The organism is Halorientalis marina (genome assembly GCF_023028345.1).
GTDB lineage: Archaea > Halobacteriota > Halobacteria > Halobacteriales > Haloarculaceae > Halorientalis > Halorientalis marina.
In genome coordinates, this window is record NZ_CP095487.1 from 894,383 (window position 1) to 909,940 (window position 15,558).

The 15,558-nt window shown below is 67.8% G+C and carries 14 protein-coding genes; 8 read left to right on the forward strand and 6 right to left on the reverse strand.

Annotated features, from left to right (window positions below; genetic code table 11):
- Positions 1–7: 7 nt before the first annotated feature.
- Positions 8–1,105 (reverse strand): ribonucleotide-diphosphate reductase subunit beta, encoded by a 1,098-nt coding sequence (locus MUG96_RS04605; RefSeq protein WP_246986938.1) that lies wholly within the window; start codon positions 1,103–1,105, stop codon positions 8–10.
- 176 nt (positions 1,106–1,281) lie between these two features.
- On the opposite strand from MUG96_RS04605, the gene MUG96_RS04610 reads away from it, so the two are divergent.
- From MUG96_RS04610 to MUG96_RS04620, 3 genes are all read left to right on the forward strand, one after another.
- Complete coding sequence (locus tag MUG96_RS04610) at positions 1,282–1,719, forward strand: SCP2 sterol-binding domain-containing protein (RefSeq protein ID WP_246986940.1); 438 nt, start codon at positions 1,282–1,284, stop codon at positions 1,717–1,719.
- Between the two features lie 97 nt (positions 1,720–1,816).
- On the forward strand, positions 1,817–2,761 hold the full coding sequence (locus MUG96_RS04615; protein WP_246986942.1) for an ArsA family ATPase: 945 nt from the start codon (positions 1,817–1,819) through the stop codon (positions 2,759–2,761).
- 155 nt (positions 2,762–2,916) lie between these two features.
- Positions 2,917–4,548: a methyl-accepting chemotaxis protein gene (locus tag MUG96_RS04620; RefSeq protein WP_246986944.1), complete on the forward strand. Its 1,632-nt coding sequence runs from the start codon at positions 2,917–2,919 to the stop codon at positions 4,546–4,548.
- 186 nt (positions 4,549–4,734) lie between these two features.
- Here the strand turns inward: MUG96_RS04620 and MUG96_RS04625 are convergent, their stop codons facing one another.
- Positions 4,735–6,408: a histidine kinase N-terminal 7TM domain-containing protein gene (locus tag MUG96_RS04625; protein ID WP_308220121.1), complete on the reverse strand. Its 1,674-nt coding sequence runs from the start codon at positions 6,406–6,408 to the stop codon at positions 4,735–4,737.
- 141 nt (positions 6,409–6,549) lie between these two features.
- Between MUG96_RS04625 and MUG96_RS04630 the strand changes: the two genes are divergently transcribed.
- The 4 genes from MUG96_RS04630 (at position 6,550) to MUG96_RS04645 (ending at position 10,701) form a co-directional block, all read left to right on the forward strand.
- Positions 6,550–7,803: an RNA-guided endonuclease InsQ/TnpB family protein gene (locus tag MUG96_RS04630; RefSeq protein WP_246986946.1), complete on the forward strand. Its 1,254-nt coding sequence runs from the start codon at positions 6,550–6,552 to the stop codon at positions 7,801–7,803.
- 209 nt (positions 7,804–8,012) lie between these two features.
- Complete coding sequence (locus MUG96_RS04635) at positions 8,013–8,912, forward strand: diacylglycerol/lipid kinase family protein (protein ID WP_246986948.1); 900 nt, start codon at positions 8,013–8,015, stop codon at positions 8,910–8,912.
- A gap of 40 nt (positions 8,913–8,952) precedes the next feature.
- Positions 8,953–10,206, forward strand: coding sequence for an acyl-CoA dehydrogenase family protein (locus MUG96_RS04640; protein WP_246986950.1), 1,254 nt, complete (start codon positions 8,953–8,955; stop codon positions 10,204–10,206).
- An 87-nt stretch (positions 10,207–10,293) separates the two neighbouring features.
- On the forward strand, positions 10,294–10,701 hold the full coding sequence (locus MUG96_RS04645) for a universal stress protein (protein WP_246986952.1): 408 nt from the start codon (positions 10,294–10,296) through the stop codon (positions 10,699–10,701).
- Positions 10,702–10,726: 25 nt separating this feature from the next.
- Here the strand turns inward: MUG96_RS04645 and MUG96_RS04650 are convergent, their stop codons facing one another.
- Positions 10,727–12,196 carry an acetyl-CoA hydrolase/transferase C-terminal domain-containing protein gene (locus MUG96_RS04650; protein WP_246986954.1) on the reverse strand — a complete coding sequence of 490 codons (1,470 nt, stop codon included), beginning with the start codon at positions 12,194–12,196 and terminating at the stop codon, positions 10,727–10,729.
- Positions 12,189–12,758: a MaoC family dehydratase gene (locus tag MUG96_RS04655; protein WP_246986956.1), complete on the reverse strand. Its 570-nt coding sequence runs from the start codon at positions 12,756–12,758 to the stop codon at positions 12,189–12,191. The genes MUG96_RS04650 and MUG96_RS04655 overlap by 8 nt, the downstream gene beginning before the upstream one ends.
- A gap of 80 nt (positions 12,759–12,838) precedes the next feature.
- Here MUG96_RS04655 and MUG96_RS04660 point away from each other — a divergent pair, with 80 nt between their 5' ends.
- Positions 12,839–13,333 carry a GNAT family N-acetyltransferase gene (locus MUG96_RS04660; protein WP_246986958.1) on the forward strand — a complete coding sequence of 165 codons (495 nt, stop codon included), beginning with the start codon at positions 12,839–12,841 and terminating at the stop codon, positions 13,331–13,333.
- Positions 13,334–13,366: 33 nt separating this feature from the next.
- On the opposite strand, the gene MUG96_RS04665 is transcribed toward MUG96_RS04660, so the two are convergent.
- Positions 13,367–15,115 (reverse strand): histidine kinase N-terminal 7TM domain-containing protein, encoded by a 1,749-nt coding sequence (locus MUG96_RS04665; RefSeq protein ID WP_246986960.1) that lies wholly within the window; start codon positions 15,113–15,115, stop codon positions 13,367–13,369.
- Positions 15,116–15,202: 87 nt separating this feature from the next.
- Entirely contained in the window at positions 15,203–15,514 is a 312-nt protein-coding gene (locus MUG96_RS04670; RefSeq protein ID WP_246986962.1) for a hypothetical protein, read from the reverse strand.
- Positions 15,515–15,558: the final 44 nt, after the last annotated feature.

Genomic DNA, 15,558 nt, shown 5'->3' on the forward strand with positions numbered 1-15,558 from the left:
GTGGTCGTCAGTCGTCGTCCGCTGCGGTCACGTCGGTGCTGCCCTGCAGTCGCTCGGCGCGGCGTTCGTGCAGTTCGCGTGCCTGTTCGATGTTGCGGTCGAAGACGCCCTCGTCGACCTTGGACTTGCAGAGCTCGGCCTGTTCGCCGGCGAAGCGGGCGAACTCGCCGGGGTCGAACGACTCCAGCCCGAGGGACTCGACGAACACGTCGTGATAGAGGTTGCTGAACCGGCTCAGTACCTCGTCGATGTTTGCGTCGAGCGGGTCCGTGTTGTCGGGGTGCCCGGGGTCGGTGCAGATGTACACGGCGAGGTCGTAGATGTCCGGGAGGTCGGTCTTGACTTGGTCCCAGACGGCCGCGTCGACGCCCTGATATTCGGGTTTGCCGGCGCGTTCTTTTTCCAGCAGTTCCTTGACGATCTCGATGCCGGCGGTGATGTGCCGCCCCTCGTCGGTCGAGATGAGCTGGAAGCCCTTGCTGAGGCTCGGTAGTTCGGCGTTTTGCATCATCCGGTTGCGGATGAAGTACCCCCCGCGGGCGATGATCCCCTCGACGCCGAGGTTGTAGTTGGTCGTCGCCCGCGCGATGTCGACGGGGTCGGCGCCCATTTCGGTGGCCGCCGAGAGCAACTGGCGCTGGCGGTCGAACAGGCGCTTGTACCCCCCGGAGCCGGCGGTCAGGGGAACGCGTTCGACCCCGTTTTGCCGGCCCTCACCAGTGCTCGAGACGACGTCGTCGGGAATGACGTTCTCGACGTACCAGGTGAAAAACTGGGTGTGTTTCGCCTCCTCGAACGCGAGGTTGGCGTAGAACATCTCCTTGACGGAGTTGTTGTCGAGATACGGCGACCCGGCCATCTGGATCAGCCGCGAGGCGTCCTGTGCGACCTCCTGCTCACCGTCCATGAACACACAGATCAACCGGGCGAACTGCTCGCTCTCGTCGTCGTCCATGTTCGCCCACGTCTCCCTGTCCTTCTCGACCGGCACCTGCTCGATGAGCTTCTCCGCGTTCCAGCCGCCCAATTCGACGCCCTTCTGGAACAACTCGTATATTTTGTCATCGCTGTCGATGCGGTTCCCATAATTAACTGTGCCAGACATACTCAACCATCCCGTTGGAATCTATCATTATAAATCCAATGGTAAATAGGGATACTGGTAATACCAGCCTGTCAGAAGCGACTTCAGCGGCTCCAGGTTCAGTACCGCGGTTTTTTCCTGTCCGTATTAGTATAATGAATTATAAGGATATTTGGGTCGTGTTGGTCATCCGTATCATGGGAATCGATTTCGTGGACGAACCGGACGAGTGGATGGACGAGTGGATGCACCAGGTCAACGAGAACACCGACTATCACGAGACGGGCGAGGGCTGGGGCGTCGATTTCAACGGCAACTACATCTTCCGGGTGAACCCGGGCGACAGCCCGATGGAGGAACCAATCACGAACTTCGCGGAGGTGAGTGACGGCGCGGTCCACAGCGTGGAGAATGTCGACCCGGACGAGATCGAGGAGTACGATTACGGGTTCATCTACGAGGGGTCGTACGACAGCTGGAAGCAGTTGATCCACGGCGAGATCGGCCCCATCGACGGGCTGATGAGCGGTGCCTTCGACGTGGTCGGCGACATGCAGCTCATGCTCCAGTACACCGACGGGGCGTCGACGCTCGCGAGCGCCGCCAATCAGGTCGACACCGAGTTCCCGTACTGACGGGGAGGTCACGCGGCGCCCGGACAGGGCCTGTCACGAGCAGTCACCTCGGACGCGGACGGAATCGGATTTATGTTCGGAGTCGCAAGGCGGTGCCATGACGGAGTTCGTGCTGTACGGGGGGAAAGGCGGAGTCGGCAAGACGACGCTCGCGGCGGCGACGGGGCTACGGAGCGCACGGGCGGGGAACCGGACGCTGGTCGTCAGCACCGACCCGGCACACAGTATCGCGGACGCCTACGAGTCGGCGGTGGGGGAGACGCCGACGCGGGTGACCGAGGAGGCGGACCTGTACGCCCTGGAGATCGATCCCAGCGAACGGTTCGAGCGCCGGTACGGCGACACCTTCGAGCGGATGCTCGATGACGTGCAGTCACTGGGCATCGACCTGACACAGGGGGACGTCTCCTCGGTGACCGAACACGGGCTGATCCCGGGAGCCGACGAGATCGCGGTCGTCGACCTGTTCGCGGAGTACGACGACCATCCCGACTGGGACGTCGTGGTCTTCGATACGGCGCCGACGGGCCACACCCTGCGGCTGCTGGAGCTGCCCGACGTGATGGACTCGACGATGGGGACCCTGCTGGGGATGAAACAGCAACTCAGGTCGGTGACGAGCACGGTGTCGAGTATGCTCGGGCGCGGTGACGACGACGAGGACGAGTCGGCGTCCTACGGGGACCAGATGGAGCGGCTCCAGACCCGGATGGAGGCGGTCGCGGACCGGCTCCGGAACGGCGACCGGACTGGCTTTCGCGTCGTGACCATCCCCGAGCGGATGGCCGTGACCGAGACCGAACGCCTGCTGGGCGAACTCGGTGCGTCAGGAATCTCGGTCGACCACGTGCTGGCGAACAAGGTGTTACAGGACCCCTCGGAGGACTGTCCGACCTGCTGGCCGCGCCACAAGAACCAGCAGGCCGCCCTCTCGACGGCCCGGGAGTCGTTCGAACCGGCGGTGCGGGAGGTGCCACTGGTGCCGGGCGCCGAGGGCGTCGACCGCGTCGAGGCCGTCGCCGAGTACGTCGAAGCGGTCTGAGCCGGCGGGCTGGCACTGCCCGGTGGCCGACCGGGGCCCAGCCCCGTGGGGCGTGTAAAACCTCAGATCACGTCGAGTGCCGAAATCCACGAACCGTTGATACGGTGAGCGACCACAGTATGAACTAGGACCCACGACGGCGTTCTGGCTCACCGATGGATACGACACACACGACACGGAGCGAGTGGATCCTCGTCACGGTCGGCAGGGTGCCGATGGCGATCGAGTCGTCCCTGCCGGAGTTCGTCCGGCGGAACTTCGGCGCGCGAATCTTCGCGCTCGCCTTCCTCTCGATCGTCGTGGCGCCGGGGATCGCGATCCTCCTGACGGACGACGTCCTGACGGCTGCGCTGTTGATCGCGTCGATCGTGACGGTCACTGGCTTCCTCGGCTACTGTGAGATGTACCGTGCGCTCAGAGAGATCAACGCCCGCGTCAAGCGACTGGAGGACGGCGACTTCGACGTGTCCTTCGAGCGCGAGCGTGTCGACGAGATCGGCGAAACCTACACGGCGCTGGAAAACACCGCCGACTCGCTCGAAACCTCCTTCACCGAGGCCCGCGAGGCTCGTGAGGAGGCCGAACGGGCACGTGAAGCCGCGGAGGAGGCTCGAGAGGAGGCCGAGAGCGAGCAGGCGGAGTTGTCCGCCCTGACCGGCCACCTCGAACTGAAGGCGACGGAGTACCGCGAGGCGCTCTCGGCCGCCGCGGACGGCGACCTGACACAGCGGGTCGACAGCGAGAGCATGAACGACGCGATGGCGGCCGTCGGCGAGGCGATCAACGAGACGCTGGCAGCGCTCGAAGACGCAATCGGGCAGAGCCAGACCGTCGCCGGGCGGATTGCGAGCGAGAGCGACGCCGTCGCGACCGAAGGACGGCGACTCAGCGAGGAGACGGAGGCCGTCGCGGACGCCGTCGACGAGATCGCGGCCGACGCCGACGACCAACAGACCAAACTCGGGACCGCCGCCAGCGAGATGTCGACGCTCTCTGCCACCGTCGAGGAGATGTCCTCGTCGGTGACCGAGATCGCAGCGCAGGTCGACGAGGCGACCCAGATGGGCCGTCAGGCACAGCAGAGTTCCTCGGAGGCCCAGAGCGCGCTCGACGCGATCAACCACCAGACCGGGCAGGCGGTCGAGGCGGTCGAACGACTCGCCGACATCACCGCCGAGGTCGCGGAGGTCGTGACCGTCATCGACGACATCGCCGAGGAGACGAACATCCTCGCACTCAATGCCTCTATCGAGGCCGCTCGCGCGGGCGAGGCCGGCGAGGGGTTCGCCGTCGTCGCCAACGAAGTGAAGGCACTCGCCGAGGAGACGCGGGCGGCGACGACCGACGTGTCGGACCTCGTCGCGGACATCGAGGAGGGTGTCGAGGAGACTCGCGAGGAGATGCTGGACATGCGTTCACGGGTCAGCGACGGGAGCGACACGATCACGACCACTATCTCGACGCTGGGGGAGGTCGTCGCGGAGGTCGAACAGGTCAACGACGCCGTCCAGGAGATCGACCGTGCGGCCGACGAACAGGCCAACTCCGCCCAGGAAGTCGTTGCGCTCATCGACGACGTGAGCGCTATCGGGGACCGCACCGCCCGGAGCGCGGACGACCTCGCGTCGACGGCCGCCCAGCAACGCTCGCTGGTCTCGGAGATGACCGACGCGGTCGGGTCGTTCAGCGACGAGGCGACGACGCTGGAGGCCGATCTCGACGGGTTCACCGTCGCGGCCGAGGCGGACCAGACGGTGGAGCGCGTGGCCGAGCCGAGCGACGACTGAGACCGTCGCCCACCTACGGAGTCCTATTCTCAGCCGAACGGTGGATTCTAGCCGAGAACGGCTATCGGAGTCGTCCTGACCTCGGGGTGTTGCTGCTGATACCCGTTCGCTTCGGTCGGCAGACGGCCATCCGCCCGGCGAGGACATCCTCGGCGAGCGCCCGCCACGGTTCTGATCGGGCTCCGGTCACTGCCCGACCGGCTCGGCTCGGTCGACGTCGTTCTCCGGGACCCGTTGTAGCTCGACCGTGGCGACAGTCCTGCCGTCGGTCCGCTCGAACGAGACGGTCCCGTCAGAGCGGTCCAGGATCCAGGTGACCAGCCAGAGCCCGATCCCGCTCCCGTGTTCCAGGGGCGTCTCGGACTCCGCGTCGAGGACGGCGAGTTCGTGGTCCGGGATGCCGGGACCGTCGTCGACGACCCGGATCAGTGCGCGCTCCGCCGTCCGCTCGACGGTCACGGTGACCGTCGGCGAGTCGCCGTGCAGGAGGGCGTTCTCGAGGAGGTTCTCCAGTGCGACGTCGATCCCGCTGTCGGCTCTGACGCGACAGGTCGGCGGCACGTCGAGTTCGATGTCGGCGTCGAGGAACTCGTTCTTGAATGAGTCGACGAGACCGGTGAGCGACCGACAGATATCGCGCTCGACGAGACGCTGGTCGCGGTCGACGATCCGTTCGATGCTCCGTGCTTTCTCGCTCCGCCGGGCGAGTGTCCGACTCTGCTCGACGATCCCCGCCGCGAGGTCGGCTTCCTCGCCGGTCGTCCGTTCCTCGAGCGTCTCGGCGCGACTGATGACGACGCTGAGGCTGTTTCGGACGTTGTGTCGCAGGACACGCGCGAGTACCTGCTTGAGGAGCGCGAGTTCCGCCTCCCGCTCTTTCAGCTCGGTAACGTCCCGGAGGACGACGAGCCGACCGGAGACGTCGCCACCCTCGTAGCTGATCGGCGTGACGTTGAGCAGGTAGTGACGCCGCCGGGTCCCGTGTGTGATCTCGATTTCGGTGTCGGTGTCCGTGGTCCCACGGAGCGCATCGGCGAGCGCCGGACAGTCGCCGAGGACGTCGGCGACGGGCGCTCCGATGGCGTCGTCGTCGGTGGCGAGCAGTTCGCGGGCGGCGCCGTTGAGGTCAGCTACTCGGTCGTTGGCGTCGATCGTGATGGTCGCCTCTGCCATCTCGGCCATCGCCCGATCCCGGGCGACGGGTGTCAGCTCGAACAGATCGAGGCGGAACAGGCCGAACGACATGATCACTCCCGCCGGAACGAACGCGAGCGGCGTCGGATCGACCGCCGGAACGGGCGTCGCGCCGACCACGTGGGCCGCGTTGACGAGGACGATCAGGAGCCCGCCAGCGAGTAGCGTCCCGACCTGATCGCGGTGGAGGCCCCGCGAGCGCAGCAGCGTGCTGACGAGCATCCCGAGGCCGAGCAGGATGAGCGCGTAGTCATAGAGCGCGTGGACCCACAGGAACGGCCCGTTGATCGTGTGCAGCACACCGTTCGCGTCGATGTGCGTGCCGGGGGCTCGTGCCAGCCCGTGGAGCGGGTTCGTCCACAGGGCGAGCTGCACGGCGGGGACGATCCAGAGCAGTGCGAGGACTCGTTTCAGCGGGAGGTGCCGCTGGCGGTAGAGTTCGTAGCCGAGAACGAACCAACCGGCTGCACCGATCTCGACGAACGCACGCTCGACGTTCGCGGCGGCGACGGTCACGAAGGGATGCGCCACGAGCAACTGGACGGCGTATGCGAACGCCCAGCCAGCACCGCCGACGATGACGAGCCCGAACCCAGTGGTTCCCGGTGTCGTCCAGTGTCTGTACCCGATATAGACGAACGCGATGACAAGCAGGGCTATCTTGATTCAGCGAGAGAATCCCGGCCTTCAGGCCGGGCGTGAATCGCGTACGCCCGGTGCCACAGTCCACGGGGTCTGCCGGGCCGGATATTCTACTTCCACTCCGGTCGGCAAGCCATTATGTAGCCAGTCCGTCACAGGCTATGTATGGCGAATCAGGTCACGCGCACCTACGTTGCGTCCATTCGCAACCACCAGCAGGTGCGCGACGACCTTGATTCGCTCGGGTTCGCCGCCTCGAAACTCTGGAACGTCGCCCGATGGACGTGTGACCGCATCTGGGACGAAACCGGGACGATTCCAGACGACAGCACACTCAAAGCCTACCTCAAGAATCACGAACGCTACGCGGATTTGAACGCACAATCCAGTCAGGCAATTCTCGAAGAATTGGCTGAAGCGTTCGAGTCGTGGTACGCCCACCGCAAGAACGGTAACGAGGACGCGAACCCACCCGGCTACCGCAAGTATGGCGACGACCACCCGCGCTCGACGGTGACGTTCAAAGAGGACGGGTTCAAGCACGACCCCGACCACGACAGGATTCGACTCTCGAAAGGGGCGAATCTCAAAGAGTCGTGGTCGGACTTCGTTCTCTGTGAGTACGCCGCCGACCCAGACGTGGACGTACAGAACGTCCAGCAGGTCCGGGCGGTCTGGACCGGCGACGAGTGGGAGTTGCACATCGTCTGTTGTATCGAGACTGGCGACCCGGACCCACCCGGCGACCGGGTAGCGGGCATCGACCTCGGCATCTGCAACTTCGCCGCCGTCGCGGTCAGTGACGAGGCCCTACTGTACCCCGGTGGCACACTCAAAGAGGACGACTACTACTTCCAGAAACAGCGGGCAAAGTGCGACGACAGCGACTCCCGCCAAGCACGACGACTGGACCGGAAGCGCCGGGGCAGACGTGACCACTTCTTGCACGCTGTTTCAGCGGATATGGTGGCCGAGTGTGCCGCCCGTAATGTCGGGACGATTGCCGTGGGCGACCTGTCGGGCATCCGCGAGGGAACCGACTGGAGCGACCACGGCAATCTGGACCTCCACGGGTGGGCGTTCGACCGCTTCATCGAAATGCTGGAATACAAAGCCGCCGAGCGCGGCATCAGCGTGGAGCGCGTGGACGAACGCGATACCTCGACATCGTGTGCGTCTTGCGGAACCACCGACGACAGCCAGCGCGTCGAACGTGGGCTGTACGTCTGCGAGGTGTGTGGGCTGGTCGCCAATGCCGACGTGAACGGCGCCGCGAACATCCGACAGAAGGTACTCCCGAGTCTCGCCTGTGACGGGGGAGATAGGGATAACGGCTGGATGGCACAGCCAGCGGTGCGCCTGTTCGACAAATCCACGGGGCGAGTAGCCCCACAAGAACAGGCGAACCGCGAACCATAATATCCCAACGCTTGGGAAACCGCGCCGTTTACGGCGCGGAGGATGTCATCAGTAGATACCCCCACCCCAGCAGCTCGATCCGCCCATGCACGGCTTCGTTGCAGCCAAAACTGTCTGTCAATATGAAACTAGCGGCCGTTTCGGCGACCCGAACCGTCGCCTGTGTGCCGTCCGCCCGGATTAAGTAGGTGCCGTGTGTCGGCTCGACCATGCAGGTCGGGTCGCGTCGCTGCATCCTCAACCCCGTCAGCGGGACCGGGGACCACGCCGGGTACGTCTCACGGCTCGTTCGCGCCCGCGGGTTCGCCGTCGACCGCACCGAAAAAGCGGGTGACGCGGTCGCGTTCGCGACCGAGGCCGCCGAGGCCGGCGTCTCGGAACTGGCCGTCTGTGGCGGCGACGGCACGGTCAACGAGGTCCTCCGGGGACTCGTCGCGGCCGACGGCCTCGGCGACGTGACGCTGTCGGTCGTGCCGACGGGGACGGCGAACCTCCTCGCGCGGATGATCGGTATCCAGAGTATCGACCACGGGGTCGAGGTGGCCGACACCGGCGACGTGCGGACTGTCGACGTGGGTATGGCCGGTGACGACCCCTTCGTCGTCTCCTGTATCGCCGGGTTCCCGGCCGAGGCCAGCGTCGCGACCTCCAGCGACCTGAAAGAGCGGTTCGGGACGCTCGCGTTCGTCCTCACCGGGCTCCGGGAGGCCCGGGAGTTCGACGGCCTCGACATCCACCTGGAGACCGGCGACGGGCGGACCTGGGACGGCGAGGCGCTCTGCCTGCTCGTGGGCAACGCCCGCCGGTTCGTCGAGGCCGGCGGCCAGGCGAACATGGAGGACGGGGTGTTCGACCTGGCCGTCGTCGAGCGGATGCCGGCCGGGAGCCTCGTCGCGGAGGCGATCAGCCACCGCGTCCTCGGCCGGGAGACGGACGGCGTGTTCCACGTCCAGGCCGACTCCGTGACCGTCACCGGCCAGGACGGTCCCATCACGTTCAGCCGCGACGGCGAGGTCGGCGAGTACGAACGCCTCGCCGTCTCCATCCGTCCGGCCGCGCTCGACCTCCGGGTCGGCTCCGACTACGACCCCGACCCCCATCCCGGGTAATCGCTCGTGGGTTTTTGTTCCTCGCGGTCTACCGGGGGATATGGCTCGGGACTGGCGGGCGTCCGTCCCGCTCACCGAACGGCAGGAACTGGTCCGTCGGAGCATCCGCGAGGTCTGTGCCGACTTCGACGACGAGTACTGGCGGACGTGCGACCGCGAGGGCGAGTACCCACACGAGTTCGTCGACGAACTCGCCGCCAACGACTGGCTCGGCATCCTCGTCCCCGAGGCGTACGGCGGCGTCGGGATGGGGACGCCCGAGGCCGTCGTGATGATGGAGGAAATCGCGGGAAGCGGCGGCGGGTTCGCCGCGGCACAGGCCGTCCACGGCGGCGTCTACAACACCGTCCCCATCGTGAACTACGCCGACGAGTCCCTCAAGCAGCGACTGCTTCCGGACGTGGCCAGCGGCGAGGCGCGCATCCAGGCGTTCGGGCTGACCGAACCCGACGCCGGCTCGGACTCGACGGCGATGACGACCCGCGCCGAGCGCGACTCTGCCGAGGAAACCTCGGCTGACCCCACAGAAGCCACGGCTTCTGCGGACGGCGACCGGTACGTCGTCGACGGCGAGAAGGTGTGGACTTCGCGCGTCGAGGCCAGCGACTACCTCGTCCTGCTGGCCCGGACGACGCCGCGTGACGAGGTCGAGAAACGGACGGAGGGTATCTCGATGTTCCTCGTCGACCTCGACGACGCGATGGCCGACGGCCTCGAAATCGAGCCGATTCCGAAGACCGCGAGCGCCGCCGTGCCTGCCTACCAACTGTACTTCGACGGCGTCTCCGTGCCCGCCGAGAACCTGATCGGCGAGGAGGGCCGGGGGTTCTACCAGGTGCTCGACGGACTGAACGAGGAGCGACTGGTCATCGCCGCGGAGTGTCTGGGACTGGGCGAGGTGGCGCTGGAGCGGGGCATCGAGTACGCCCGCGAGCGGGAGGTCTTCGGCGGCCCCATCGGCGCGAACCAGGCGATCCAGCACCCGCTCGCGGAAGCCTACGCCGACCTCCACGCGGCGAAGAGCGTCATCTACCGCGCCGCCGACCGCCTCGACGACCTCGACCGCGAGGCGGCGGGGGCCCGGGCGAACGTGGCGAAGTACCTCGCGGCCGAGGCGGCCTTCGCGGCGGCCGACGCCGCCGTCCAGACCCACGGCGGGTACGGCGTCGCTCGGGAGTACGACGTGGAGCGGTACTTCCGGGAGGCGCGACTGACCCGCCTCGTCCCGATTACCCAGCAACTCGCACTCAACTACCTCGGCGAGCGAGTGCTGGGGCTCCCGCGGTCGTACTGAGGCCGCGGAACCGACCGCCCCGCCGTCCTTGTTCGGCCGGTTCGACGGCCCCACGGATTTATTATCTATGTCGTGAGTGTATATGATATGGTAACGTACCTCGTGGGAACGGATGGCGAACCGGCGAGTCGAGTGATCTGTGACTACCTCGAGGGACGTGTCACCCCCGAGGACCACGTCGAGGTCATCAACGTGCAGGAGGGCGACGACGCGGACGACCTGCGCGAGGGCGAGGCGGCGCTGTCGATCTTCGAGGAGCGCTTCGGCGACGACATTTCGGTGACGGCCCGGCAGATCAGCCGGGGGCGCTCGCCCGCCGAGGAACTGGCCGCGATGGCCGACGAGGTGGAGGCCGACGAGATACTGACTGCCCTGCGCCGCCACTCCCGGACCGAGCGCATCATCTTCGGGAGCGTCTCCCAGTCGCTCCTTCAGCAGGTGACGATCCCCATCACGCTCGTCCCCCTCCCAGAGTACCAGGCCCCGTCGGAGTGACCGCGGACTGGACACTCCGAAACCGCTACGGGTCGAACGCCGACCCGGGGTCGAAGGGGACGTGACCACCCCGCTCGCGAGCGCCGTCGAGGTAGTCCCGCAGCGACTCGCGGTGCACGGGGGCCGCACAGTTCTCGACGAGTGCCTCGGCGCGCTCCGTCGGCCCCTTCCCGCGGAGGTCGGCGACGCCGTGGTCGGTGACGATCACGTCCACGTCGTGTTCGGTGTGGTCGACGTGGGGCGTGTGGGGGACGATCCGCGAGCGGTCGTCGACGGCGGCGGGCAGCGCGGTGATCGAGACGAGCGCGTTGCGGTTGAAGTCGCCGGAGCCGCCGACGCCGCCGACGAGCCGGCGGCCGTCGATGTGCGTGGAGTTGACGTTGCCCGAGAGGTCGACTTCGAGGGCGCTGTTGATGGCGACGACGCCGAAGCGGTCCACGAGGGCCGCGCGGTTCGAGACGCTGGCGGGCCGGAGGGTCACGTCGTCGGCGTAGCGCCCGGGGTCGGCGAACAGGCGGTCCTGCCCGTCGGCCGAGAGGGCCAGCGAGGTGGCGCTCGCCGACGCCAGTTCACCGGCGTCGAGCAGGTCCAGCAGGCCGTCCTGGATCACCTCGCCGAAGTAGACCAGGTCGCGGTCGCCGCGGTCGAGGTCGGCGACCGCGCTCATGAGCGCGTTGCCGAGGCTCCCCACGCCGAACTGGAGGGTGAGGCGGTCGGCGAGGGCCGGATTGCGCTCCATCTCGGCGGCGAGGAAGTCCCGGAGGGTCGCGGCGACAGCCTCGTCGGCGGCGGTCGGGTCGCGGAACTCGTAGGTGGCGTCCCGGCGGTCGGTCTCGACGACGGCGACCAGCGTCTCGGGGTCGAACCGCACCCGCGGGTCGCCGATGCGCTCGCCCGGCGCCGACAGCGGGATGGGGTCACGGTCGGGCGGGAGCCCGGGCCGGTACACGTCGTGAAACCGCTGGAGTGCGAGCGGGTGGGCGCGGTTCAGCTCCACCACGAGCCGGTCGGCGGCGGCGACGTAGGCGGGTGTCTGGCCGATGGACGTTGCGGGGACGAGCCAGTCCTCGCCGACGGCGATAGCCTCGACGACGGCGGTGTCGGCGTCGACGAGCGCCCCGGTCCGGACGCGCTCGCCCATACGCGCGACGTGTGGGTCGTGGAACGCGATCTCGCCGGCGTTGATTCGGTCCCGGGTTGCGGCCTTGTTCGTGAACGGGAGCCGTCGTGCCAGCCCGCCCGCTTCGGCGAGGTCGACCTCGATGGGCGGCCCGACCGAGCCGCCGCTGACGACGGTCAGCGACAGGTCCCTGTCCGACGCGGCCAGCGCCTCGGGGACGGCTTTCGGGTCGCCGACGCTCCCGAACCCCGAGACGACGAGGGTGTCGTCGTCGCCGACGTAGTCGGCGGCCGCGGCGGCCGACGCGACCGGGAGGTCGCCGGTCAGTCGCTGGTCGACGGGGCCGCCCTCGTGGCCCGCACCGCTCTCACGCATCGTCGAGGTCCTCGGGTTGGGTGCCGACGCCCTCGGGCCAGCCCGGCGGCTGGGCGGCCGAGGGCTGTGCGTGTTCGCGTTTCAGGACCATCGGCGTCCGCTCGAGCGAGAGGACGAGCTCGTCGTCCTGGTTGTACGCGCGGAGTTCCGTGGTGACGATGCCGACGTGGTCCCGCGAGTCGGACTCGCGCTTGGCGAGCACTTCGCTCTCGGCGAAGATGGTGTCGCCGTGGAAGACGGGGGCGTGGTGGCGCACGTCGTCGTAGCCGAGGTTGGCCGTGGCGTTGACGGACACGTCGATCACGCTCATCCCGACCGCGAGTGCGATGACGAACAGGCCGTCGACGAGGCGCTCGCCGAACTCCGTCCCCGCGGCGTAGGCCTCGTTGAAGTGCATCGGGTTCACGTTCATCGTGACGTTCGTGAGCCAGACGTTGTCCGTCTCCGTGACGGTCCGCCCGTAGGGGTGTTTGTACACGTCGCCGACGGTGAAGTCCTCGAAGTACCGGCCCTGCCAGCCCGTGACGAGGCGCCGGTCCCGGTCGTCGGTGTCCTCGGACATACCTCCCACGTCGGCGGCACCCGCCCTAAGCTTTCGGCCGCGTGAGTACGCTTAACTGCTATCGTGATGTATGGTATCGTATGCCGATTAGAGCGGCGACGACAGCGGACGTGACGGCCATCAAGCGCGTCGCACGCGCGTCCTGGCGTGCGGACTACCCGGACGTGTTGAGTCGCGAGACGGCCGAGGAGGGGGTCGAGGAGTGGTACGACGACGAGCAGTTGGCTGCCGAGATCGAGCGCGACGACGCGGTCGTCCTGGTGGCACGGCGCGAGGACGAGGTAGCCGGGTTCGTCCACGCCGTGGTGGTCGAGGATCGCGGGACGATCCTGCGCGTCTACGTCCACCCGGACGCGCGTGGCGAGGGACTCGGGTCGCAACTCCTCGACCGGGCCGAGCGCGAACTGCGCGACCGCGGCGCAAACCACGTGCAGGCGATGGTCCTCGCCGACAACGAACCGGGTCGGGCCTTCTACGAGGGCGCCGGCTTCACGCTCGAAGACGAGGGCGAGACGGTCATCGGCGGCGAGTCGTACCGGGAGTGTGTCTACGGTATGCGGGCGGACGGCGGGTAGGACCGGCGGCCCGCCACCTCGCCGCAACCGATATCAGCGGTCGAGCGCGGGGTCCTCGCTGACCGAGTCCTCGGCGCGCGGGAACGTGACGGTCGCCGTCGTTCCGTCGCTCGTGTCGAAGTCGATTTCGCCCCCGGCGGCCGTGACGCCCCACTGGACGATCCAGAGGCCGAGACCGCTCCCGTGTTCGAGTGCGGACTCGTCGCCGTCCCGGATGACCGCGAGTTCGTGCTCCGGCACCCCGGGCCCGCGGTCCCGGACCGTCACCGTCACCGTGTCGTCCCCGGTGGTGACCGCGACCGTTACGTCCGGACTCGCCGAGCCGTGCTCGACAGCGTCCCGACGAGTCCCCGAGTCGGGGCTCGTGGAACCGTGTTCCACGGCGTTCTCCACGAGGTTGCCGACGACGACATCGAGGAGGTCCCGGTTGGTTCGGACTCGACCCACGTCCGTCTCCGCGATGTGGAGGTCCGCGTCGGGGTGTTCCGCGCGGATGTCGGCGACGACGGACTCGACGACCGGCGAGACGGCGACGACGGACTCGGTCTCGTCGTCGATCACGCGCTCGAAGGCGCGGGCCTTCTCGCTCAGGTCGATCAGGCCCTCGGTCTTGCGCCGTGCGGGGTCGAGCAGGGCAGCCATGTCCTCGTCGGCGCGGTCGACGGCTTCCCCGAGGGTCATCCTGACGACCGTCAGGTCGTTGCGGAGGTTGTGCCTGAGCACGCGATTGAGGACGGCCAGCCGCTGCTCGCGCCGCCGCTCGTCGGTGATATCCTGGAAAACGAGCGTGTACCCCAGGTGGGTGCCCGTGCTGTCGGCCAGCTCCGTCGAGGTGATCTTGAACGTCCGGGTTCCCGCCGCGACGCGGACGGTCGCGTCCTGCTCGGTCACCGTCGGGTCGACGCGGTCGCCCTCGTAGCAGTCGGCGAGCGGGCGGGTCAGTGCCCGCTGGGCCTCGACGCCGAGCGTCCGCTCCGCGGCGGGGTTGAGCGTGACGACCCGCTCCTGTTCGTCGACGACGACGACGGGACTCCCGAGGTCGGCGATGGCCGCGCGGTTGCCGGCCCGCCGGGTCGCCGGGTGGAAGTCGAACATGCCGCCGCCGACGAACGCGTAGGCGTCGATGCAGACGTGGAGGAGAAAGAGGACGGGCGCGACGTTGAGGCCCGGTTCGGGCGCGACGTCGAACGTCCAGAGGACGAACCCGATGCCGGGCGGGAGGGGGCTGATCGCCACTGCGAGCGCCTCCGCCCGGTAGAGTCGGCCGTAGCTGACGATGGTGTCGACGAGCAACAGGGTACCGACGGCCGCGCCCAGCGCCGACACGCCGAGAACGAGGATCGCGCCGCTCTTGCGGGTGAACTCGACCGTCGCCAGCCCCGGCGGGGGGAGCACGCGGAACCCCTCCCAGACGACGTGGTGGAGGGGGTTGGTGACGACGAGCGCGGACAGTGCCACCGAGAAAGCCACGAGCGCGCCGAAGAAGGGCGAGCGGATGACGTGGCCCCGGCCGGTGTAGGCGAGGCCGAAAGCGACGAAGAGGGCGCCGAGCCAGATGTACGCGACCCAGAACAGGATTTCGACGGCCAGGCGGAGCGTCGGGTCGAAGACGAGGTAGCCGACGGCGTAACTGGCGGTGAGGACGAACTGCACGCCCAGCACGGCGACGAGCCAGGACGCGCCCGGTCGGTCGCGCCGGTCCCAGAGGTACCAGACGAGCGCGAGCGTCCCGCCGGCGGCCCCGAGCGAACCGAGGACGGGCCACAGGACCGCCGGTGCCATGGCCCCGCTTCGGACCCCCGATGGACGTACCTTTCGGTCGGTTCAGGGGGCCGAACGGCCGAGTGCAGTCGGGCGTCGTCGGTCGCCTCAGGCGCCCTGGGTCGGGTCGGCCGCGAGGTCGCCGAAGCCGGCGAGTCGGTACTCCCGGGAGTCGGTGCAGTCCTCGGTCGCCGCGGCGAGTTCGCCGATGGCGTCGTCGAAGCGGTGCTGGAAGTCCTCGTAGGGGGTTGCGGCGAGTTCGTCGAGCACGTCCTCGGCCGTCAGGTCCTCGGCCCAGTCCTCGCGGAAGGCTTCGGCCTTCGATGCGGCGTCGGCGGCGGTCTCCTCGTCGGCGCCGAAATCGCTAGCGAACGCCTCCGCGAGCGTCGATTCGAGCGCGTCATCGGTGTCGTCTGCCATACGCGACACCTGTCCCGGCGCGTAGGAAGGCTTTTCGAGTCAGG